This is a genomic window from Streptomyces sp. JLSY215 (assembly GCF_059682825.1).
The window spans coordinates 1,889,138-1,910,511 of the sequence record NZ_CM185022.1; the positions used below are offsets into that span (position 1 = coordinate 1,889,138).

Sequence of the window (21,374 nt, forward strand, 5' to 3'; positions counted from 1 at the left end):
GGTCTACTCCCCGGGTCCGCTTCCCCGTTCCTTGTGCACCCACAGCGGATGTTCCCGTCGCGCCCACTGCGCGTCGACCGAGCCCGTGCGCATGCCGCGGCGCGCCTCCGGGTCCCCGAACGCCATCCAGACGTGGCCCGCGACGACGACGATCACGGCGAGGGCGAGCCAGTCGTGGACGAAGGTGGCGCCGGTGCGCCAGATCACGGGTGCCAGGTGCGTGAACCACATCAGGAGGCCGGTGCACATCATCACCAGGACGGCGCCGGCGATCCAGGCGGCGTAGAGCTTCTGGCCGGCGTTGAACTTTCCGGCGGGGCGGCCGGTGTGGCGGCGGCGCAGGGCGGAGTGGAGCCAGCGGCGGTCGTGGGGGCCGAAGCGGTTGAGGCGGGTGAGGTCGGCGCGCAGGGCGCGGGAGGCGAGGCCGAGGAGGAGGGGGACGGGCAGGAGGATGCCGGACCATTCGTGGACGGTGACCAGCAGGGCGCGGCGGCCGACGAGTTCGGCGAGGAAGGGCAGGTAGAGGCAGGCCGCGGTGAGGATGCAGACGGTCAGCAGGGTGGCGGTGGCGCGGTGCACCCGGCGTTCGGCGGGGGTGAAGCGGGGGATGCGGGCCGGGCCGGTGGCGTCGGTCGCGCCGTGCCCGGTGTGTTCAGCCGGTCGGGGCATCGTCGCGTCCGTTCGATCGGCCGACCCAGGCGTCGATGTCGTAGCCGCGGTCTTCCCAGAAGCCGGGCTCCACGCGGTCGGTGACGGTGATGCCGGAGAGCCATTTCGCCGACTTGTAGAAGTACATGGGGGCGACGTAGAGGCGGACGGGGCCGCCGTGGTCGTGGCCGAGGGGCTTGTCCTGCATGCGCAGGGCCACCAGGACGTCCTTGCGGCGGGCCTGGGCGAGGGTGAGGGACTCGCTGTAGGCGCCGTCGAAGGAGGTGAAGCGGACGGCCCTGGCGCGGGGGCTGACGTCGGCGGCGTCGAGGAGGGTGGCCAGGCGTACGCCTTCGAAGGGGGTGCCCGGGACGCGCCAGCCGGTGACGCACTGGACGTCGTGCACGATCCGGGTCTGCGGGAGGCGGCGCAGGTCGGCGAGGCGGTAGTCGGCGGGGTGGCGGACCAGGCCGTCGAGGGTGAGGCGGTAGGTGTGTTCGTCCTTGTGCGGGACGGCGCCGGTCACCGAGTAGTAGCGGAAGCCGCCGCCGGCGGGGAGCAGGCCGGAGATGCCGGTGGGGTCCTTCTGGGCAGCGGCGCCGATGGTGTTGTCGTAGGCGCGCTGGAGGACGGGGCCGGCGGCGATGCCCGCGGCGCCGGCGGCGAGCATGCCGAGCACCAGGCGGCGGCCGACGGGGGTTCCGGCTCCGTCGGCGTCGCCGTGGTCCGCCGCTGGGGGGTCGGTTGCGTCCTTGGTCACTCCTCGATTCGAGCACCGTGCGGCGGCCGGTGCCAGTGTCCGGGGCCGGGCGTCAGACTTTCGTCATGTCCGGGTGCCGTCAGGGGGCGGTGTGGCAGTGGCCGCCGCTCTCCCGTGGCAGGTCGAGGGCGGGGTTGCGGTCGAAGAAGCCGGTGGGGCGGAGGGTGAAGCCGCAGCGGTCGACGGGCATGACCGGCCAGTCCTCCAGGCGTGGGAGGTGGGTGGGGCCGAAGGTGTGCCAGAGGGTGAGTTCGGTTTTGAGGAGGGATTCGCCGGGCCGGGACCATTCCAGGACGCCGGCGCCGCCGGGGTGCTGGTTGGGGTAGTCGCCGTCGGGGAAGCGGCGTTCGGGGCGGGCGCGGGTGACCCAGAGGTGGCGGGTGGCGTAGCCGACGCGGCGGGCGACGGAGGAGCCGGGGCGGGCCAGGAGGGTGGGGCCGGGCTGCGGGGTGAGGGTGTAGGCGACGGAGTGGCCCATGCGGTTGTAGGCGGCGGGGTTGGTGATCCGCCAGCGGCGGCCGGCGGCCGGGTCGGCGAGGCGGCCCGCGTCGGCGGAGTCGGCGAGGGGTGTGGTGCGGGTGGTGAAGGCGTTGCCGTGGGGGTTGTCGGGGCCCATCGGGAGCGGGACGACGTCGATCTCCTCGACGGTGTTGGCGTGGCCGTCCACCGCCGGGTCCAGCCGGGCGCAGAACAGATGCTGGTGGAAGGGCGCCTGGAGGCCGGGGGCGACCTCGGTGGCGTAGGCGGTGCGCTCGCCGGGGACGGTCGCGGTGGTCTGTACGAGTCCGGTGGACTTGGCCTCGAACTCGATGGTGCCGTCCTGGTAGAGGTACCAGTAGAAGCCGTAGTCGTAGTTGCCGAGGGTGGCGATGAAGGAGATGACCAGGCGGCGGGAGCGGCGGCTCTCGGCGGCGAAGTCGTCGAACATGTTGCTGTGTTTCCACAGGAGGCCGTGGTCCTCCTCGTGGATGCAGATGGCGTTGGGCAGCGTCTGCGGGGCGCAGTGGTCGTCGGCGACGACGGCGTCGAGGTAGCGGATCTCGCCGAGGCAGTCGCAGCCCAGGCGGAGCGCGTTGGCGTTCCGGCCGAGGGTGTATTCGCCGACGTCGAGGTAGCAGACCCAGTTGCGGGAGGCGTCGGGGTCGGCGTAGGGGACGGCCATTTCGGCGAGTGAGGCGCGGTGCAGTACGGGGCGCAGGCGGTCGCCGTCGCGGTGGGCGATCTGGTGCAGGACGAGGCCCTCGCGGGCGTTGAAGTCCACCCGCAGCTGCCAGTTCTGCCAGGTGAGGACGGTGCCGTCGAGGGAGAAGGAGGGCCCGTCCGGCTGGCTGATGTCCAGTGGTGTGAGGTCGGTGCGGGGCGGGCCGGTGAACTCGGCCTCGTAGCGGCCGCATTCGGCGGGGACGGGGACCGGGCCGGTGTCGATGAGGCGGATGACCCGGCCCTCGGTGAGGTCGACGTCGGCGACGAGGCCGCCGACCGGGTGCGCGAAGGGGTTGTCGGTGGTGGTGCAGCGCAGGAAGGTCAGCGAGCGCAGCATCCGGCGGCCGCGTTCCCCTTCGGCGGCGAAGTTGCCGGCCGCGAGCGGGGCGCAGACGACCAGGTCGGTGTCGGTGATGCCGCGTTCGGCCATGGCCTTGCGCCAGTCCGGGTCGGCCTTGACGATCCGGTCGCAGCGCTCGTGTTCCTCGAAGAGGATCGGCGGCTGGCCGTCGGTCTCCGGGTCGAGTGCGCGGTGGGCGAGGAGGGTGCGGGCGGTGACGTCGACGAGGGCTTCGTGGCTGCTGCCGGTGGCCGGTTCGAGGAGGGTGACGCGCAGCCGGCGGGTGACGGGGGCGCCGGGGTGGTGGGCGGCGACGGTGTGGCGGTCCGGTTCATCGAGGAGGACGAGCGGGTAGCGGGTGGTTTCGCCCGCCTTGCCGGCCTCCTCCAGGACGGTGCGGGCGGTGGCTATCTCGTCGGCGGTCAGCGGGTCGAGGGGGTGCGCGTGGGGGGTGGTCATCGTCGGTTCTCCTTGTGCGGGGTGGGGGTGGACGCCTCGCCCGGGGACGGTGCGCCGGCCGCCTTGTCGAGTTGGAAGGCCTCGTTGCCCAGCCCGATCCGGGCGTGCACCTCGGGTCGTCGGGCGCGCAGCACCCGGCCGTGGACAAGGCCGACGGCGGCGGCGACGCCGATCAGGGAGGGCAGCAGCCAGCTCAGTACGGAGTCCTGGTCGGCGTCGACCAGGACGTCGAAGTCGGTGACGCCGTAGCCGAGGACGATCAGCAGGGCGATGGCGGCGAGGCCCGCGCAGACCAGTCGGCCGGCCTGGGCGCGGCCCGCTCCGCGGCGTACGAAGAAGACGATGACGGCGACGGAGGCGGTGGCCATCAGCAGGATCACGCCGATCGCGCCGACGTTGCCGGCCCAGGTGAACAGCTGGATGACGGGGGCGGTGGGGTCGCCCACGGGGTGGTGGTCGGTGACGGCGAAGGCGGTGACGACGATGAGGGCGATGACGGTCTGGAGGAGGGAGCCGAGGGCCGGGGCGCCGCTGGCCTTGGCGGTGCGGCCGAGCGGGGCGGGCAGCAGGCCCTCGCGGCCCATGGCGAAGGCGTAGCGGGCGACGACGTTGTGGAAGCTGAGCATCGACGCGAAGATCCCGGTGACGAAGAAGAGATGCAGGACGTCGGTGAAGACGGTGCCCAGGCGGGGTTCGGACAGCGCGAAGATGAGTTTCGGGCCGTATTTGCCCGCCTCGGCGACGATGTGGGCGGGGCCGGTGGCGACGCCCATGAGCCAGGAGCTGAGGGCGAAGAAGACCGCGACGATGCCGACGCACAGGAACATCACCCGGGCCACGACCGTTCCCGGGCGGCTGGTCTCCTCGGCGTAGACGGGGGCCTGTTCGAAGCCGACGAAGGCGGTGACGGCGAAGCACAGGGTGGTGCCCAGGCCCGCGCCGCCGAGGGTGGTGGGGTCGAAGGCGTGCAGGGACAGGCCCTGCGGTCCGGGCTGGGCGGCGAAGGCGGTGTCGAAGACGACGATCATGGCGACCTCGATGCACAGGAGGACGCCGAGCACCTTGGCGTTGAGGTCGATCTTCAGGGCGCCGAGGACTCCGGTGACGGCGACGGCGGCCAGCCCCGGGATCCACCAGGCGACGCTCACCGACAGATGCCGCTCCAGCAGCCCGGAGACCTCGAAGCCGAACATGCCGTAGATGCCGCACTGGAGGGTGCTGTAGGAGGCGAGCGCCACGAAGGAGGCGCCCGAGCCGACGGTGCCGCCCAGGCCGCGGGCGATGTACGCGTAGAAGGCACCGGCGTTGTGGACGTGCCGGCTCATCTCGGCGTAGCCGACGCTGAACAGCGCCATCACCACGCCCAGCAGGACGAACAGCAGCGGCTGTCCCACGATCCCCATGACCTGGTAGGTGGTGGCCATGACGCCGGCGACGACCATCAGGGGTGCGCTGGCGGCCAGTACGGACAGCAGCAGACCGGGGGTGCCGATGCGGTCGGCCCGCAGTGCGCGTTCGGTGCCCTTGAAGGTGCTGATCCCGCCGTCGGGGCCGGTCGTCGGCCCGGGGCGGGCGGTGGCCGGGGCGCTGCTCGTCTTTCCCGAACTGCCGATGGGCATGGCGGGGTTGTCCTTTCCGGGGACGCTGGGGGCGATGGGGGGGATGCGGGGGTGGCGGTGGGAGGCGGTCAGGTGACGCCGAGGGCGACGGCGCGGGCGGCCTTGAACGCCTTGAGGGCGTCGCGGTCGGCGTACGACCAGGGTTGGGGGGTGACGTGGGTGCCGATGCGGTGGAAGAGCGCGGCCGCCTCGGCCATCCGTCCCTCGTAGAACTTTGCGTGTGCGAGGAAGTTGAGGTCGACCTTGGAGCGGGGGTGGCCCTCGCCCTCCCACTCCAGCCACCAGTCGAAGGCGGCCTTCATCGCCTGGCGGGCGCGGCGGGTGGCCCAGTGGTCGCAGGCGGCGGGGTCGGCGGGCTCCAGGCCGTGGGCGGCGAGGACACGGTAGCGCTCGGCGTGGGCGACGACGGGGAGGACGGCCAGCGGCGAGTCGGCGGGGGCCTGTTCGGCGGCCCAGGCGGCGAAGTCGTAGACCTGGTGCAGGGGGTCGTCGCGGTCGCCCTGCTGGAGTTCGGCCAGACAGGCCGTCATGAGGTGGTGCGCGTGGTGGTGGTCGGGGTGGCGGGCGCGGATCTGGTCGAAGGCCTGCTCGCGTTCGTCGACGGTGCCGGTGCTGCGGGCGAGGATCAGCGTGCCGAGCCAGGGGGTCGGATCGTCGGGCAGCAGGACGGTGGCGGCCCGGCAGGCGTCGGCGGCGGCCTCGACGGGGCCCTTCCCGGATACCGCCAGGTGGACGAGTGCGCAGGCCAGGAGGGTGGCGGCGTCGCCGCTGTCCGGTTCGGCGAGCTGCCAGTCGCGGGCCCAGGCGGCGCTTCCCGCGCAGGCGCCCAGGACGGTTAATCGGTGGCCGCGCAGATCCCAGTCGGCGCCGGTCTCGGCGAGCAGGGTCCGTACCTCGGTCCATCGTCCCTGGGTCAGCGCCGCGGTGGCGGTGACCAGTTGGGCGTCGTCCAGGCTCGGGGAGAGGACCGGGGCGTCCTTGCGGCGGGCGCGTCCCAGCGGGGGCGGAAGAGGCGGACTCATGGACCGGAGGACTCCATGACGCGCTGCACCGATGCTCCACCTCGTTGTGTCGTCCGGCCGGGGAGTGGACCGGAATCTGCGCGCGTAACACGCCGGCGTGAAATGGTCTGGTCCACCGCGGAAAGTTCACGGACAGCAAAGCGGTACGCACAGCGTCGCGTCAAGGCCGGAAGGGGAATGGCCGGATCCCCCCAACTCCCCTTCCGGGAAACGATATTGATTGATCACCGTCCGGAAGGCGGCGGCGGATCCGGTGCGTTCAGGAAACCGCCCTGGCAGCCGCCCGGCCCGCGCTGCGCCCGGAGAAGAGGCAGCCGCCGAGGAAGGTGCCCTCCAGCGAGCGGTAGCCGTGCACCCCGCCACCGCCGAATCCCGCCACCTCGCCCGCCGCGTACAGGCCCGGAATGGGGTCTCCCCTGTTCGAGCGAAGCCCAGAACTTGGGGAAGGCTCGCCGCCCTCCGTCAGCACCCGCGAGGACAGGTCGGTCTCCAGGCCGCCGAGGGTCTTGCGGGTGAGGATGCTCAGCCGTACGGCGATCAGCGGGCCGGCCCCGGGGTCCAGCAGGCGGTGCGGGGCGGCGGTGCGGATCAGCCGGTCGCCGAGGTATTTACGGGCCCCGCGGATGGCCGTGACCTGGAGGTCCTTGGTGAAGGGGTGGGCGATCTCGCGGTCGCGCGCGACGATTTCGCGGCGCAGCGCGGCCTCGTCGATCAGCGGGTCCTCGGTGATTTCGTTCATCCGCCGTACGAGGTCGGTCAGGGACCGTTCGACGATGAAGTCCGCGCCGTGGTCCATGAAGGCCTGCACCGGGCCCGGCACCCCGGCCCTGGCGCGGCCCAGCACCTCGCGCACGCTCTTGCCGGTCAGGTCCGGGTTCTGTTCGGAGCCGGAGAGGGTGAACTCCTTCTCGATGATCTTCCGGGTGAGCACGAACCAGGTGTGGTCGTGGCCGGTCCGCATGATGTGTTCGAGGGTGCCGAGGGTGTCGAAGCCCGGGAACAGCGGCACCGGCAGCCGCTTGCCGCGGGCGTCCAGCCACAGCGGGGAGGGGCCGGACAGGATCCGGATGCCGTGCATCGGCCAGATGGGGTTCCAGTTGTCGATGCCCTCGGTGTAGTGCCACATCCGGTCGCGGTTGATGATCCGGCCGCCGGCCGCCTCGGTGATGCCGAGCATCTTGCCGTCGACATGCGCGGGGACGCCCGAGAGCATCCGCTCGGGGGCCTTGCCGAGCCGCTCGGGCCAGTTGGCGCGGACGAGGTCGTGGTTGCCGCCGATGCCGCCGGAGGTGACGATCACGGCCTGGGCGCGCAGCTCGAAGGCCCCGGTGACCTCACGGCTGCTGGGCCTGCCCCGCTCGGCGTCCGAGGGCGCGAGGATCTCCCCGCTGACCGTGTCCACGCTGCCCGCGCTGCGGGACAGGGCGGTGACGCGGTGGCGGAAGCGCAGGTCCGCCAGGCCGCGGGCGGCGCCCGCCCGCACCCGGCGCTCGAACGGCGCAACGAGGCCGGGGCCGGTGCCCCAGGTGACGTGGAAGCGGGGGACGGAGTTGCCGTGCCCGGTCGCGTCGTAGCCGCCGCGCTCCGCCCAGCCGACGACGGGGAAGAACCGTACGCCCTGCCGGTGCAGCCATGCGCGCTTCTCGCCCGAGGCGAAGTCGACGTAGGCCTCGGCCCATTTGCGCGGCCAGTGGTCCTCGGGCCGGTCGAAGCCGGCGGTGCCCAGCCAGTCCTGCCAGGCCAGCTCGCGGCTGTCGCGGATGCGCAGCCTGCGCTGTTCGGGGGAGTCGACGAGGAAGAGGCCGCCGAAGGACCAGTGGGCCTGACCGCCGAGGGACTGCTCGGGCTCCTGGTCGAGCAGGATCACCTTGCGTCCCGCGTCGATCAGTTCGGCGGTGGCCGCGAGTCCCGCCAGACCCGCCCCGATCACGATCACATCAGCGTCGTACGCCATCTGCGCTCTCTTCCGCTCTCCGCACCGGAGCGTGCCGGCCGCCCCGGACGCCGTGGTGTCCACGATCCTCAGCGCGGTGGACCATGCCGTCAACCCTTTGTTACCCGGTGGTACGGGCGGGCTCGCGCAAGAATAGGGGGTGTTGAGGGCCACCCCGGGCCGCCACCGGACGACTGTCCTCAGGCGCAATCCCCCGCCCCGCGCGATACGAGGTGTGCGACGTGACGGTGATTCTGCTCGCCCTTGGGGCGGCCTGCTGTCTGGGACTGGGCTTCGTCCTCCAGCAGGAGGCGGCGCAACACGCCCCGCCCAAGGACTTCCTCTCCCTGCGGCTGCTGCTGGACCTGGTGCGGATGCCGCGCTGGGTGGCCGGTATCGCGCTGTTCATCGTGGGTATGGCGCTGGGCGCGCTGGCCCTGGGGATGGGCGACATCACTCTGGTGGAGCCGCTGCTGGCGACGAATCTGCTGTTCGCGATGGCGCTGGCCCGGCGGCTGAGCGGACAGCGGCTCGGCCGCAGCGGCTGGGCGGGGCTGTGGCTGCTGGCGGGCGGGGTGACGGCGTTCATCGTGGCCGGGCAGCCGCACGGCGGCACCAGCGAGGCGGGGCGGCCCGCCCAGTGGCTGATCATGGGCATAGTGCTGGGCACCGCCCTGGTGCTGGCGGCCGTCGCCAAACGCGAGCGGGTGCATGTGAGCCTGGAGGCGGCGCTGCTGGGCGTCGCGGCGGGGCTGCTGTACGGCCTGCAGGACGCGCTGACCCGGATCAGCGGCGAACGCTTCGGGCAGGGCGGCTGGGCCGGCCTGCTGGGCAGCTGGCAGCCGTACGCCATCGTCGTCCTCGGCGTGATGGCGCTCGTGATGGTGCAGAGCGCCTTCGAGACCGCACCGCTGCGGATGTCGCTGCCCGCACTGACCGCCGCCCAGCCGCTGGCGGGGATCGCCTGCGGGGTGGGCTTTCTCGGCGACCAGCTGCGGGTGACGACGGGGGCGCTGGCGTGGGAGGCGGCGGGGATAGCGGCCGTGATCGCGGGCATCGTGCTGATCGGCAGCCATCCGGCGATGCCGCCGGGGGCGGGCAAGCCCGACCCCGTACGGGAGCTCGAGCCGCGCTAGGCGCCCCCGCCTTGTTGGCGGGGGCGCCGTCCGCTGTGACCCCTTCGCTGCGCTTTGCCTGGGCCGACGTGTTCGGCTTGCCCGCCGTTGGGGTTTCTCTGGGTGCGCCTGCGGCCCCTCCGCTGCGCTTTGCCTGGGCCGACGTGTTCGGCTTGCCCGCCATTGGGGTTGCTCTGGGTGCGCCTGCGGCCCCTCCGCTGCGCTTTGCCTGGGCCGACGTGTTCGGCTTGCCCGCCATTGGGGTTGCTCTGGGTGCGCCTGCGGCCCCTCCGCTGCGCTTTGCCTGGGCCGACGTGTTCGGCTTGCCCGCCATTGGGGTTGCTCTGGGTGCGCCTGCGGCCCCTTCGCTGCGCTTTGCCTGGGCCGACGTGTTCGGCTTGCCCGCCATTGGGGTTGCTCTGGGTGCGCCTGCGGCCCCTTCGCTGCGCTTTGCCTGGGCCGACGTGTTCGGCTTGCCCGCCATTGGGGTTGCTCTGGGTGCGCCTGCGGCCCCTCCGCTGCGCTTTGCCTGAGCCGACGTTGGGGTTTGTCGCCGTTGCGCCTGCGGCGGGCGGTGCCGCTTGCGCGGGGCTGTTCGGCTGCGGGGCCGGGCCTCCGGACTTCGTCCTGCGGCCCGGCCCCTTCCCGTTGGGGGTGGGGGAAGACGGTGGGGGCGTGCGTAGCGGGTCGGGCGCGCGTTGGGGGTCTCTGTGAAGTGCGGTGATTGGTTGGCTGGCTGTGCGGTCGTTCCTGGTGGTTCAGTCGCCGCGGTGGAAGGCGCGGTGCGGTAGGGCGTCGGCGCATTGAACTGCTCCCGGAGGTGGTGGTTGCAGAGCCAGGAAACGGTGAACCGTCGGTCACTCTGCCCGGTCCGGCGTCGGGAGCCATCAGGGATCACCCCGAGCGGTCCCCCGAGATACCCCTGAATGCCGCCGGACAGGTCCTGGGGGCGGAGGCCACGCTCGCGGGGTGGCTCCGGTGTTCTTCGGTCATTGCCGGGTGCTGGCTTTTTAATAATGGCCAGCATTACAGTGAAATCATGGCCAGGACCTCAGGACCCGAGACCCGGGACAAGCTGATCCGCGCCGCCGAGGAGATCTTTGCGGCGCAGGGCGTGGACGGCGCCCAGATGCGCGACATCGTCAGGCTCGCCGGCCAGGGCAACCCCTCGGCCGTGCAGTACCACTTCGGTTCGCGCGCCGGGCTGCTGGACGCCGTGATGGCGGGGCGGCTGGACCGTACGGAAGCGGCCCTGGCGCCGCTGCTGACCGCCGTGGAGAGCGCCGGCGGGACGCTGACCGAGCTGGTCGGCGCCCTGCTCACCGCGGAGGCGACCGAGCTGCGCGACGACCGCGGGCGGCGCTGTCTGCGGATCTCCGCCCAGCTCAGCCACGAGAGCGGGGTACGCACCCGGATCCCGCATCCGACGCTGGACGGCACCGCCTACTGGCGGCTGATCGGCCGCATGGAGGACGCCCTCGCGGCGGCCGGGCTGCCCGAGGCGCTGCGCCTGGAGCGGCTGGATCTCGCCCTGACCCTCATCGGCGCGGCCATGGCCGACCGGGCGCGGCACTACCTGGAGGGCGTCGCCCCCCTCATCGGCGAGGAGCTGTTCCTCGCCGATCTCACCGGGACCACCGTGGCGTTCCTGCTCGCGGCCGCCCCGGGCACCACCACCCCCAATCCCTAGGAGTTCCCCCATGACCGAAGCCACCTCCGCCCCGGCGGCAAGCCTGGCCGGCAAGACCGTCATCATCACCGGCGGCGCCCGCGGCCTGGGCGCGGCGGCCGCCGAGCAGGCCGTCGCGGCCGGCGCCAACGTCGTCCTCACCGACGTCCTCCAGGAGGAGGGCGCGGCGACCGCGGCCCGGCTCGGCGAGCGGGCCCGCTTCCTGACCCACGACGTCACCTCCGAGGAGGACTGGCAGCGGGTCGCCGACTACGCCGTGGCCGAGTTCGGCGGTATCGACGGCCTGGTCAACAACGCCGGCATATCGACCGGAGCGCCGCTGGAGACGATCTCCGTCGACTTCTTCCGCAAGGTCCTCGACGTGAACCTGACCGGTGTCTTCATCGGCATGAAGACCGTCATCCCCGCCATGAAGGAGCGCGGCGCGGGCTCCATCGTGAACATCTCCTCCGCCGCCGGGCTGATGGGCCTGGCGATGACCGGCGGCTACGGCGCCTCCAAGTGGGGCGTACGCGGTCTGTCCAAGGTCGCCGCGGTGGAGCTGGGCACCGACCGCATCCGGGTGAACTCCGTGCACCCGGGCATGACGTACACCCCGATGACCGCCCAGGTCGGCATCCAGAAGGGCGAGGGGAACTACCCCAACACCCCGATGGGCCGGGTCGGCGAGCCGCACGAGATCGCCGGCTCCGTGGTCTTCCTGCTCTCCGACGCCGCGTCGTACGTCACCGGCGCCGAGCTGGCGGTGGACGGCGGCTGGACCACCGGCCCGACGGTGAAGTACGTCATGGGTCAGTGAGCGGCGGCGGGGCCGGTCTCCCCGGCGCGACCGGCCCCGGCCCCTGGTGATTGCATGGCCCCATGACCGATCACGATCAGCCCACCGATCACGATCAGCGGACGGACGCGGATCAGCGGCCGCTCGACGCCGACGAGATCCTCGATGTCGTGGACGAGAACGACGAGGTCGTGGGGCAGGCCCCGCGCGGCGAGACCTACGCCCGCCGGATGCGCACCCGCGCGACCTTCATCCTGGTCCGGGACGCCGAGGACCGGATCTTCGTGCACCGCCGCACCCCGCAGAAGCTCGTCTTCCCCGCGCACTACGACATGTTCGTGGGCGGGGTGGTCGGCGCCGGGGAGACCTACGACCAGGCGGCGCTGCGCGAGGCGGAGGAGGAGCTGGGCGTGCGGGGGCTGCCGCAGCCGGAGCCGCTGCTGAAGTTCCTGTACGAGACGGCGGAGCACACCTGGTGGTCGGCGGTCTACCAGGTGCGCTGGACGGGGCCGGTCGCGCCGCAGGAGTCGGAGGTCGACTGGCACACCTTCATGACGGAGGAGGAGCTGACCCGGCGGCTGACGGAGTGGCCGTGGACGCCGGACGGGCTCGCCGCGTACCGGGAACTGACCGCCCGACGGGACTCCGCCTCCCCGGACGGCCCCGGCCGTTAGGGTTCTGATCATGATCCTCTCCGACGGGCTCCGGTCGCTCGGCACGGCCGTACGGCTGTGGCTGTCGCCCGCCCGGGTCCGCGAGGAGGGCACCACCCCCGACTACCGCTTCTCGCTGGCCAATGAGCGCACCTTCCTGGCCTGGCTGCGTACCGGCCTGGCGCTGGTGGGCGGCGGCTTCGCGGTGGACCAGTTCCTGCCCCGGCTGCATCAGGGGCTGCGGCTGACCTGCACCGTCGTGCTGCTGGTGGCGGGCGCGCTGTGTGCCCTGCGGGCGGTCAACCACTGGGTCCGCTGCGAACGGGCGATGCGCCGCGGCGAGGATCTGCCGCTCAGCCGCTTCCCGACCGTACTGGCCCTGGGCGTGGCGGTACTGGCGGCCGCCATCGTCGTCCTCGTCGTACTGGGCTGGACCGTGTAGCGATGGGCGACGCACAGCGGGGCGCGCGGGCCCGGCCGCCGGAGCCCGACCGGGACCCCGGGCTCCAGCCGGAACGCACCCGGCTGGCCTGGCGGCGGACGACGCTGTCCTGCACGGTCGTCGCCCTGCTGGCCGGCCGCCGGCTGGCGCGGAGCCGGGCCCCGGGGGCGATGGAGGCCGTTCTGGCGGCGCTGATCGCGCTGGTGTGGCTCGTCTTCGTGGCGGTGGCCCACCACCGGGTACGCGCCCTGGCCACCGGCCGCCCACCGGACCTGCGGCCCTGGCTCGCGCTGCTGCTGGCCGGCTGCACGGCGGTGCTGGCGGCGTTCGGCGCGGCGGGGGTGCTGCTGTAGGCAGGAGGGTGCGGGATGCGGGCCGTGAGTGGGTACGTACCACTCCCACTCTGCGCAAAGGGAAGGAAATTGACTCTACGTCAGGTACACCGTCCGCCGCTCGGCCCGCACGCCGCCCACTCCGCCCGTCCCCCGTTCCGCCCCTCGCCCGGCCCGTCCATCACCCGTCCCGCCCATCACCCTGAGGGAAGTCCATGGAGCCCTATCTCACCGAACTGGCTGCCGGTGTGCACGCCTTCATCCAGCCGGACGGCGGCTGGTGTCTGAACAACGCCGGCTTCGTCACCGACGGGGACGCCACCCTCGTCGTCGACACCGCCGCCACCGAGCGCCGGGCGCGGCTGCTGCGCCGGCGGATCGCCGGGAGCGGCGCGCCCACTCCGCGCACGGTGGTCAACACCCACCACCACGGCGACCACACCTACGGCAACAGCGTCTTCACCCCCGAGGCGACCGTCATCGGGCACGCCGCCTGCCGCCGCGAACTGCTCGCCGCCGGGCGCCAGCTGCATGCGGTGTGGCCCGGGGTGGAGTACGGCGACATCCATCTGACCGCGCCCACGGTGACCTTCACCGACACACTGACCCTGCACGTCGGCGACATCGAGGTGCGGCTGCTGCACCCGGGCGTCGCGCACACCCCCGGCGACACCATCGTCTGGCTGCCCGCGCAGCGCGTGGTGTTCACCGGGGACCTGGTCTTCCACGGCGGCACCCCCTTCATCTTCATGGGCTCGCTGGCCGGGTCGCTGCGCGCGCTGGACCTGCTGCGTTCGCTGGACGCGGTGACGGTCGTGCCGGGGCACGGCCGGGTGACCGGACCCGAGGTGTACGACGAGGTGGAGCGCTATCTGCGGTTCGTCGACCGGCTGGCGCGGGACGGGTGGGCGGCCGGGCGTACGCCGCTGGAGGTGGCCAAGGAGGCGGATCTCGGGCCGTTCGCGGCGCTGGCCGAGAGCGAGCGGCTGGTGGCGAATCTGCACCGCGCATATGTGGAGCTGGCGGGCGGCGAGCCGGGTGCGCCGCTGGATCCGCTGGCCGGGTTCGGCGATATGGCGGCGATGAACGGCGGGATCCCGCCGGCCTGCCACGCGTGACGGGCCGGGCGCAACGGGCACCTGTGCGCCGCGTGACGGGCCGGGCGCAGCGGGCACCTGTGCGCCGCGTGACGGACGCCCCACACACCGGCACTGGACTCCATACCGACTAGTCGGCATGATCGGGGCAGCGATGGACCGTATCGACCGTCATGCCGTACGGAGGACAACGATGACCAAGGGCACCCCTCCCCCGCAGGACGCGGCCCGGGAGGAACCCCCCGGCCTCGACCTCGCCCGATTGCGCGAGCGGCTGGACCGGGAGCGGCCGGGGCTGACCGGCGGGCCGCTGCGCGCGCAGCTGATCGAGGGCGGGCGGTCCAATCTCACCTACCGCGTCACCGACGGCGCCTCCTCCTGGGTCGTGCGCCGGCCGCCGCTCGGCCATGTGCTGGCCACCGCGCACGACATGCGGCGCGAGCACCGGGTCATCAGCGCGCTCCACGAGACGCCGGTGCCGGTGCCCGAGGCGCTGCTGCTGTGCGAGGACGAGTCGGTGATCGGCGCGCCGTTCTATGTGATGGAGCTGGTGGAGGGCACGCCGTACCGCACGGCGGCGCAGCTCGCGCCGCTCGGTGCGCGGCGCACCCGTGACGTGGTGCTGTCGCTGGTCGACACGCTCGTCGATCTGCACGCCGTACAGCCGGAGGCGGTCGGACTGGGCGACTTCGGCCGTCCTGAGGGTTTCCTGGAGCGTCAGCTGCGGCGCTGGGGCAAGCAGCTGAGTGCGTCGAAGAACCGCGAGCTGCCGGGGATCGACGCGCTGCACGAGGCGCTGGGCCGGTCGCTGCCCGCCTCCCCCGCGCCCACCGTCGTCCACGGCGACTACCGCCTCGACAATGTGCTCGTAGGCGCCGACGACAGCATCAAGGCGGTGCTGGACTGGGAGATGTCCACGCTCGGCGATCCGCTGACCGACCTCGGCCTGCTGGTGATGTACAGCCAGGACCTGCAGCTGCCCGAGTCGCCGGTCAGCACCACCAGCGGCGCCGCGGGCCACCCCGCCCCCGCCGAGTTGATCGAGCGCTACGCCGCCCGCTCCGGCCGGGACACCTCCGCCATCGCCTGGTACACCGCCTTCGCCTGGTTCAAGCTCGCCGTGATCCTCGAGGGCATCCACTACCGCTTCACGCTCGGCCAGACGGTCGGCGCGGGCTTCGACCGGATCGGCGAGCTCGTGCCCGTCTTCATCGACCACGGACTCACCACCCTCAAGGAAGGCTGAGGCACCCATGGACTTCGCATTCGACGCCCGCACGGAAGAGCTGCGTGAGCGGCTGCTGGCATTCATGGACGAGCGCGTCCATCCGGCCGAGCGGACCATGCACGAGCAGCGGGCCGAGCTCGCCTCGCCGTGGGAGACCCCGGCGATAGTGGAGGAGCTGAAGGCCGAGGCCCGCGCGCGGGGGCTGTGGAACCTGTTCCTTCCGGACGCGGAGCACGGGGCGGGACTGACCAATCTCCAGTACGCGCCGCTGGCCGAAATCACCGGCCGCAGCCCGCAGTTGGCGCCCACCGCGCTGAACTGCGCGGCGCCGGACACCGGCAACATGGAGGTGCTGGCGCAGTTCGGCAGCGAGGAGCAGAAGAAGCAGTGGCTGCATCCGCTGCTGGCGGGCGAGATCCGGTCGGCGTTCGCGATGACGGAGCCGGAGGTGGCCTCGTCGGACGCGACGAACATCGAGACGCGTATCGAGCGGGACGGTGACGAGTACGTCATCAACGGGCGCAAGTGGTACATCTCCGGGGCGATGAACCCGCTGTGCCAGATCTTCATCGTGATGGGCAAGACGGACCCTGACGGTGCCGACATCCGCCGCCAGCAGTCGATGGTGCTGGTGCCGCGCGATACGCCGGGCCTCCAGGTCAAGCGGGCGATGCAGGTCTACGGCTACGAGGACCACTGGCACGGCGGGCACGCCGAGGTGGTCTTCGACGATGTGCGGGTGCCGGCGGGGAATCTGATCGGCGAGGAGGGCGGCGGTTTCGGCATCGCGCAGGCGCGGCTGGGGCCCGGCCGGATCCATCACTGCATGCGGCTGATCGGGATGGCCGAGCGGGCCATCGAGCTGATGTGCCGGCGCGCGGTGTCGCGTACGGCGTTCGGCAAGCCGCTCGCCCAGCAGGGCGTGGTGCAGGAGTGGATCGCGGACGCCCGGGTGGCGGTGGAGCAGCTGCGGCTGCTGGTGCTGAAGACCGCATGGCTGATGGACACCGTCGGCAACAAGGGCGCGCACACCGAGATCCAGGCCATCAAGATCGCCACTCCGCGCACGGTCGTGAACATCCTCGACCAAGCGGTCCAGCTGCACGGCGCGGGCGGCGTCAGCCAGGACTTCCCGCTGGCCGAGCTGTGGGCCGGGGCGCGGACGCTGCGCCTGGCCGACGGGCCCGACGAGGTGCACCAGCGGTCGCTGGCGCGGCGGGAGCTGAAGAAGTACCTGTGACGGTGAGCGGGTAACGGCGTTACGGGCGCAGCGCGCGCAGCAGGAGGTCGGCCAGCCGGTCGGCCACCTGCTGCGGGCTGAGCGGCCCGTCCTCCCGGTACCACGTGCCGAGGTGGTGCACCGACCCGAAGTGGTAGTCCACGACCAGGTCGGCCGGGATGTCCGCGGCGAAGACCCCCGTGCGCTGCCCCTCCTCGATCAGGGCCCGGAACCGCTCGTGGTAGCGCCGCCGTTCGGCCCGTACCTGCTTGTCCTTCTCGGGGCTGAGGTGGTGCATCGAGCGGAAGAAGATCTTGGTGTCGTCGAGGTTCTCGATGGTGGTGACGACGACATCGGCGGCGGCGTCCCGCAGCCGCTGTTCGACCGGCGCGTCCGCGTCCGCGAAGTGGTCGAGCCGTTCCTGCTGGAGGCGCAGCACCCGGCCGTAGACCTCGTGCAGCAGATCGTCCTTGGAGCCGAAGTAGTGGTAGAGGGCGCCCTTGGTGACGCCCGCCGCGTCGACGATCTCCTGGACGGAGGTGCGGTCGTAGCCGCGCTCCGCGAAGAGCCTGGTGGCGGTGGCCAGCAGTCGTTGCGCCACCGGCTTCGTGCCGCCGGGGCCCGTGCCGTTGCCGGTACCGCTGCCGTTGCCGTCCTTCGTGCCGGCCATCGCCCTCACCTGTTCCTTCGTGCGTATGCGCCTGTTGTGCTCCGCGGCTGCCGCGGGGTTATGCGCGGTGGCGCAGCTCCCGTCGGAGGATCTTGCCACTCGCGGTCTTCGGAAGCTCGGGCAGGATCTCCACCACGCGGGGATATTTGTACGCCGCCAGCCGCTCCTTGCAGTGGGCGGCCAGTTCGGCGGGCTCGGCGGCGGCCCCCGGGCGCAGGCTGACATAGGCCTTCACCGACTCGCCGCGGTAGGCGTCCGGTATGCCGACGACGGCCGCCTCGCGCACCGCCGGGTGGGTGTAGAGGACGTCCTCGACCTCGCGCGGCCACACCTTGAAGCCGGAAGCGTTGATCATGTCCTTTTTGCGGTCGACGACATAGAGCCAGCCGTCGGTGTCCATGAAGCCGATGTCGCCGGTGCGCAGTTCGCCGTCCGGGAGGGCCTCGGCGGTGGCCTCCGGGCGCCGCCAGTAGCCGGGGACGACCTGGGGGCCGGTGACCGCGATCTCGCCCTGCTCGCCGAACGGCACATCGGCGCCGTTCTCGTCGATGATCCGCACGACGGTGTCGGGGCCGGGGACGCCGACGGCGAGGGTCCCGGAGACCTTGTCGACGGGCGCCCGGCGCCCCGGCGGGACGCTGGCGCAGGGCGCGGTGCACTCGGTGAGGCCGTAGCCGTTGTGGATGTAGGGGCCGAAGTCGGCCCGGAATTTCTCCACCAGGGCGGGCGGCAGCGGCGCGCCGCCCGAGGACATCGCGTGGAAGGACGCGAAGTGGTCGCGGTCGGCGTCCGGGTGGGCCATCAGCGCCATGTACGCGGTGGAGGGGCCGACCGTGTAGGCCGGGCGGTGTTCGAGGAAGGCGTCCAGGACGACGCCCGCCTCGAAGCGGTAGGCGAGCGCGAGGGTGCCGGTGTTGGCGATGCCGGCGGCCAGTTCGCAGACCATGCCGGTGATGTGGAAGAGGGGCGCGAGCGCGAAGTAGGTGGCGCCTTCGGGCAGTCCCAGTCCGGTGCGCTGGCGTTCGGCGTTGAAGGTGATGTTGCCGTGGGTGTTGGTGGCGCCCTTGGGCGTGCCGCTGGTGCCCGAGGTGTAGCTGATCAGGGCGATGTCGTCGGCGGCCAGGTCCGGGTCGGCCGGCACCGCCCTGATCGGGCCGGTGGTGCGGGCGACGGTCAGCAGATCGTCGGCGCCCTCGCGCGGGCCCGGGAGCCCGGGGCGCAGTACCCGGGTGTCGTCGCGGGTCTGCAGCCCGGTCTCGTCGGCGGTGAGCGCGATCCGTACGGACGGCGCCTCGGCGGCGGTGTCCCGGAGAAAGGCGTCCCAGGTGCGGTCGGCGCAGATGACGGCGGTGACCTCGGCGTCGTCGAGGATGTGCCGCAGCTCGCCCGATTTGTACATGGGGTTGACGGGCACCACCACGCCGCCCGCCTTCCAGGCCCCGAGCAGCGCGAGCACGAAGTGCGGGGTGTTCTGGAGCATCACCGCGACCCGGTCGCCGCGCCCGAGGCCGCGGCCGGCGAGGTGGGCGGCGATGCCGTCGGAGAGCGCGTCGGTCTCGGCGTAGGACAGCCGCCCGTCGAAGTAGGCGAGCGCCGTGCGGTCCGGGGCGCGGCGCACCGCCGCCCGGAAGGCGCTCAGCGTCGAGGGCGGCGGCTGGACGGGGGCGCGCTGGGCGTCGTTGAGCTGTGCCAGCCACGGCTTGTCCTGGTAGGAGGTCATCGGGGTGCGGCCCTGCCTTCCTGATCGTCCGTGCATCCGTACGTCTGTGGAACCCGTGCGTCCGTGAATCCGTGCGTAAGACTTCCCTACGCCCGGCGGTCAGCCCTCACCGCCCCGTCGCTGCTCCAGCTTCCGCTGCAGATGGTTCATGCCGCCCAGCCAGCGGTCGGGGTCGGTGGCCCGTGCGATGTAGTGGTCGCCGGTCTCGGGGTGCGGCAGGACCAGGAAGCGGTTCTCGGCCATGGCCGCGAAGAGCGCCTCGGCGACGGCTTCGGGTTCGATGGCGGTGGGCGTCAGGACGAGCTCCCCGGCGGCCCCGGTGCCGGCCAGCATGTCGGTCCGTACGCCCTGCGGGCAGATCGCGTGGACGTCGATGCCGCGGTGGCGGTAGGTCAGCGACAGCCACTCGGCGAAGGCGTACGCGCCGTGCTTGGTGACGCTGTAGGGCGCCGCGTCGACCATGGTGAGCAGGCCCGCGGCGGACACCGTGGAGACGAAGCGGCCGCTGCCGCGCTCCAGCCACTCGGGCAGCAGCTCGCGCGCGGCCCGGACATGGGCCATCACATTGACGTCCCAGGCCAGCTCCCAGGCGTCCTCGGGCGCCTCGGGTCCGCCGCCGGTGCCGACGCCGGCGTTGGCACAGAAGATGTCGACGGCGCCGCCGAGCGCTTCGCGGGCGGCCGGCACGATGCCGGAGGCGTCACCGGGGACGGCGATCGCCCCGATCTCCGAGGCGGTGGTCTTCGCCTTGGCCTCGTCCAGGTCGTTGACGACCACGCGGGCGCCCTCGGCGGCGAACCGGCGGGCCAGCGCGGCGCCGATCCCCCCGCCCGCTCCGGTCACGACCACGGCCTCGTCCCGTACGGCTGCCACGCTGTGTCTCCCTCGGTCGCGCTGACTCGGCTCTCCGCCGCTCCCGGCCCCTGCTCCGCCCTCGACGGTGCTCCGGCGGGGGTGCCGGGTGCCCTCATGGGCGGAGGTGCCCCTCCACGGCAGACTAACCAGTCGGTATGTCCCAGCGGAAGAGCCGTCCCGCACTCTCGGCCACGCCCGGGCGGGAGGTGCCCCCTCGTCACGGCCGCGCTCATTCCGCAGCGGTCCCGCGCGCGTTAGCGTGCCCACGACACGAACCTCGGGTCCCTTTACCGATCACGGAGGTGTGCGCATGGCTCTGTCGAGACGTGTTCTGGGCCGGCTGGCGGCAACGGGAGCGGTCGCGGCAGCGGTGACCGCGACCGCGGGCCCCGCCGAAGCGGCCGGGCCCCCCGGCGACCGCCGCCGGGTACGCACCGGATTCGACCGGATCCTGGCCGACGGCTACCGCATCCTGGACGGCCACCGGGTCGGCGTCGTCACCAACCCCACCGGCGTGACACCGGATGTCCGGCACATCGTGGACGTCATGCACGCCGACCACCGGGTCCGCCTGACCGCCGTCTTCGGCCCCGAACACGGCTTCCGCGGCACCGCCCAGGCGGGCGGCTCGGAGGGCCGCTACGACGATCCGGCCACCGGACTGCCGGTCTACGACACGTACAACAAGAGCGGGCGGGAACTCGCCGCCGTCTTCACCGAATCCGGCGTGGACACCGTCGTCTTCGACATCCAGGACGTCGGCGCGCGCTTCTACACCTACATCTGGACGCTCTACGACTGCATGGTCGCGGCCGTCCTCGCCGGCAAGCGGTTCGTGGTGCTGGACCGGCCCAATCCCGTCACCGGGCGGGCCGCCACCGGACCCGTGCTGGACAAGAAGTACGCCTCCTTCGTGGGCCGGGAGCCGATCTCGCAGGCGCACGGGATGACGGCGCTGGAACTGGCGCTGCTGTTCAACGGCGAGTTCGTCCCGCAGGCCGCCGGGCGGCCGGTGGAGCTGGAGACCGTGGAGATGACGGGCTGGCGCCGCGCGGACTTCTTCGACGCGACCGGACTGCCGTGGGTGCCGCCGAGCCCCAACATGCCCACCGCCGACACCGCCCTCGTCTACGCGGGCACCTGCCTCTTCGAGGGCACCAACCTCTCCGAAGGACGCGGCACCACCAGGCCGTTCGAGCTGCTGGGCGCCGACGGCATCGACGCCCGGTGGGCCGCGGCCGCCAACGGACTGGGCCTGCCCGGCGTGCACTTCAGGGAGGCCTACTTCGCCCCCACCTTCTCCAAGTTCCAGGGAAAGACCATCGGCGGCGTCCAGCTGCACGTCCACGACCGCGCCGCCTTCGACGCCGTACGGACCGGCATCGGCCTGCTGGTGACGGCCAAGCGGGTGTGGCCCGGCTTCGCCTGGCGGCCGGACAACGGCATCGACCGGCTGACCGGCTCGTCGACGGTCCGCACGATGATCGACGCGGGCGCGGGCCCCGACGAGGTGGTGGCCGCCTGGCAGGCCGGGCTGCGCCGGTTCCGTACGATGCGACGGCGGTATCTGCGCTACGAGTAGGGGCGGCTG

At 72.4% G+C, this 21,374-nt stretch carries 20 protein-coding genes; 11 read left to right on the top strand and 9 right to left on the bottom strand.

What is annotated here, in order from left to right; all coding sequences use genetic code 11:
* Nucleotides 1–3: 3 nt before the first annotated feature.
* The 6 genes from AC5677_RS08495 to AC5677_RS08520 all read right to left on the bottom strand — a co-directional run bounded on the left by AC5677_RS08495 (nucleotide 4) and on the right by AC5677_RS08520 (nucleotide 8,005).
* Nucleotides 4–669 carry a cytochrome b/b6 domain-containing protein gene (locus AC5677_RS08495; RefSeq protein WP_497194400.1) on the bottom strand — a complete coding sequence of 222 codons (666 nt, stop codon included), beginning with the start codon at nucleotides 667–669 and terminating at the stop codon, nucleotides 4–6.
* Nucleotides 653–1,408, bottom strand: a complete 756-nt coding sequence (locus AC5677_RS08500) for a molybdopterin-dependent oxidoreductase (protein ID WP_497194401.1) — start codon at nucleotides 1,406–1,408, stop codon at nucleotides 653–655. Before AC5677_RS08500 ends, AC5677_RS08495 begins: the two co-directional genes overlap by 17 nt.
* 79 nt (nucleotides 1,409–1,487) lie before the next feature.
* Nucleotides 1,488–3,410, bottom strand: coding sequence for a primary-amine oxidase (locus AC5677_RS08505; RefSeq protein WP_497194402.1), 1,923 nt, complete (start codon nucleotides 3,408–3,410; stop codon nucleotides 1,488–1,490).
* Nucleotides 3,407–5,029, bottom strand: coding sequence for an APC family permease (locus AC5677_RS08510; protein ID WP_497194403.1), 1,623 nt, complete (start codon nucleotides 5,027–5,029; stop codon nucleotides 3,407–3,409). Before AC5677_RS08510 ends, AC5677_RS08505 begins: the two co-directional genes overlap by 4 nt.
* Before the next feature lie 68 nt (nucleotides 5,030–5,097).
* Nucleotides 5,098–6,051, bottom strand: a complete 954-nt coding sequence (locus AC5677_RS08515; RefSeq protein WP_497194404.1) for a hypothetical protein — start codon at nucleotides 6,049–6,051, stop codon at nucleotides 5,098–5,100.
* Nucleotides 6,052–6,310: 259 nt separating this feature from the next.
* Nucleotides 6,311–8,005: an FAD-binding dehydrogenase gene (locus AC5677_RS08520; protein WP_497194405.1), complete on the bottom strand. Its 1,695-nt coding sequence runs from the start codon at nucleotides 8,003–8,005 to the stop codon at nucleotides 6,311–6,313.
* A 221-nt stretch (nucleotides 8,006–8,226) separates the two neighbouring features.
* Here AC5677_RS08520 and AC5677_RS08525 point away from each other — a divergent pair, with 221 nt between their 5' ends.
* From AC5677_RS08525 to AC5677_RS08570, 10 genes are all read left to right on the top strand, one after another.
* The gene (locus AC5677_RS08525; protein WP_497194406.1) at nucleotides 8,227–9,120 is read left to right on the top strand and encodes a DMT family transporter; all 894 of its coding nucleotides are present in this window, start codon (nucleotides 8,227–8,229) and stop codon (nucleotides 9,118–9,120) included.
* A gap of 35 nt (nucleotides 9,121–9,155) precedes the next feature.
* On the top strand, nucleotides 9,156–9,632 hold the full coding sequence (locus AC5677_RS08530; RefSeq protein WP_497194407.1) for a hypothetical protein: 477 nt from the start codon (nucleotides 9,156–9,158) through the stop codon (nucleotides 9,630–9,632).
* A gap of 506 nt (nucleotides 9,633–10,138) precedes the next feature.
* On the top strand, nucleotides 10,139–10,789 hold the full coding sequence (locus AC5677_RS08535; protein ID WP_497194408.1) for a TetR/AcrR family transcriptional regulator: 651 nt from the start codon (nucleotides 10,139–10,141) through the stop codon (nucleotides 10,787–10,789).
* 10 nt (nucleotides 10,790–10,799) lie between these two features.
* The gene (locus AC5677_RS08540; RefSeq protein ID WP_497194409.1) at nucleotides 10,800–11,588 is read left to right on the top strand and encodes a glucose 1-dehydrogenase; all 789 of its coding nucleotides are present in this window, start codon (nucleotides 10,800–10,802) and stop codon (nucleotides 11,586–11,588) included.
* A gap of 62 nt (nucleotides 11,589–11,650) precedes the next feature.
* Nucleotides 11,651–12,241 (top strand): NUDIX hydrolase, encoded by a 591-nt coding sequence (locus tag AC5677_RS08545; protein WP_497194410.1) that lies wholly within the window; start codon nucleotides 11,651–11,653, stop codon nucleotides 12,239–12,241.
* Nucleotides 12,242–12,251: 10 nt separating this feature from the next.
* A complete protein-coding gene (locus AC5677_RS08550) occupies nucleotides 12,252–12,662 on the top strand; it encodes a YidH family protein (protein ID WP_497194411.1) in 411 nt (136 codons plus the stop codon).
* A 2-nt stretch (nucleotides 12,663–12,664) separates the two neighbouring features.
* Nucleotides 12,665–13,015, top strand: a complete 351-nt coding sequence (locus tag AC5677_RS08555; RefSeq protein WP_497194412.1) for a DUF202 domain-containing protein — start codon at nucleotides 12,665–12,667, stop codon at nucleotides 13,013–13,015.
* A gap of 194 nt (nucleotides 13,016–13,209) precedes the next feature.
* Nucleotides 13,210–14,112, top strand: a complete 903-nt coding sequence (locus AC5677_RS08560) for an MBL fold metallo-hydrolase (RefSeq protein WP_497194413.1) — start codon at nucleotides 13,210–13,212, stop codon at nucleotides 14,110–14,112.
* A 172-nt stretch (nucleotides 14,113–14,284) separates the two neighbouring features.
* Nucleotides 14,285–15,337 carry a phosphotransferase family protein gene (locus tag AC5677_RS08565; protein ID WP_497194414.1) on the top strand — a complete coding sequence of 351 codons (1,053 nt, stop codon included), beginning with the start codon at nucleotides 14,285–14,287 and terminating at the stop codon, nucleotides 15,335–15,337.
* Between the two features lie 7 nt (nucleotides 15,338–15,344).
* Complete coding sequence (locus AC5677_RS08570; RefSeq protein WP_497194415.1) at nucleotides 15,345–16,559, top strand: acyl-CoA dehydrogenase family protein; 1,215 nt, start codon at nucleotides 15,345–15,347, stop codon at nucleotides 16,557–16,559.
* Between the two features lie 19 nt (nucleotides 16,560–16,578).
* Here AC5677_RS08570 and AC5677_RS08575 read toward each other — a convergent pair whose 3' ends face one another.
* From AC5677_RS08575 to AC5677_RS08585, 3 genes are all read right to left on the bottom strand, one after another.
* Nucleotides 16,579–17,208, bottom strand: coding sequence for a TetR/AcrR family transcriptional regulator (locus AC5677_RS08575; protein ID WP_497194416.1), 630 nt, complete (start codon nucleotides 17,206–17,208; stop codon nucleotides 16,579–16,581).
* Between the two features lie 58 nt (nucleotides 17,209–17,266).
* Complete coding sequence (locus AC5677_RS08580) at nucleotides 17,267–18,928, bottom strand: AMP-binding protein (protein WP_497194417.1); 1,662 nt, start codon at nucleotides 18,926–18,928, stop codon at nucleotides 17,267–17,269.
* A 99-nt stretch (nucleotides 18,929–19,027) separates the two neighbouring features.
* Nucleotides 19,028–19,801, bottom strand: coding sequence for an SDR family oxidoreductase (locus tag AC5677_RS08585; protein ID WP_497194418.1), 774 nt, complete (start codon nucleotides 19,799–19,801; stop codon nucleotides 19,028–19,030).
* 292 nt (nucleotides 19,802–20,093) lie between these two features.
* Here AC5677_RS08585 and AC5677_RS08590 point away from each other — a divergent pair, with 292 nt between their 5' ends.
* Nucleotides 20,094–21,365 (top strand): exo-beta-N-acetylmuramidase NamZ family protein, encoded by a 1,272-nt coding sequence (locus AC5677_RS08590; RefSeq protein WP_497194419.1) that lies wholly within the window; start codon nucleotides 20,094–20,096, stop codon nucleotides 21,363–21,365.
* The last annotated feature ends 9 nt before the right edge of the window (nucleotides 21,366–21,374 follow it).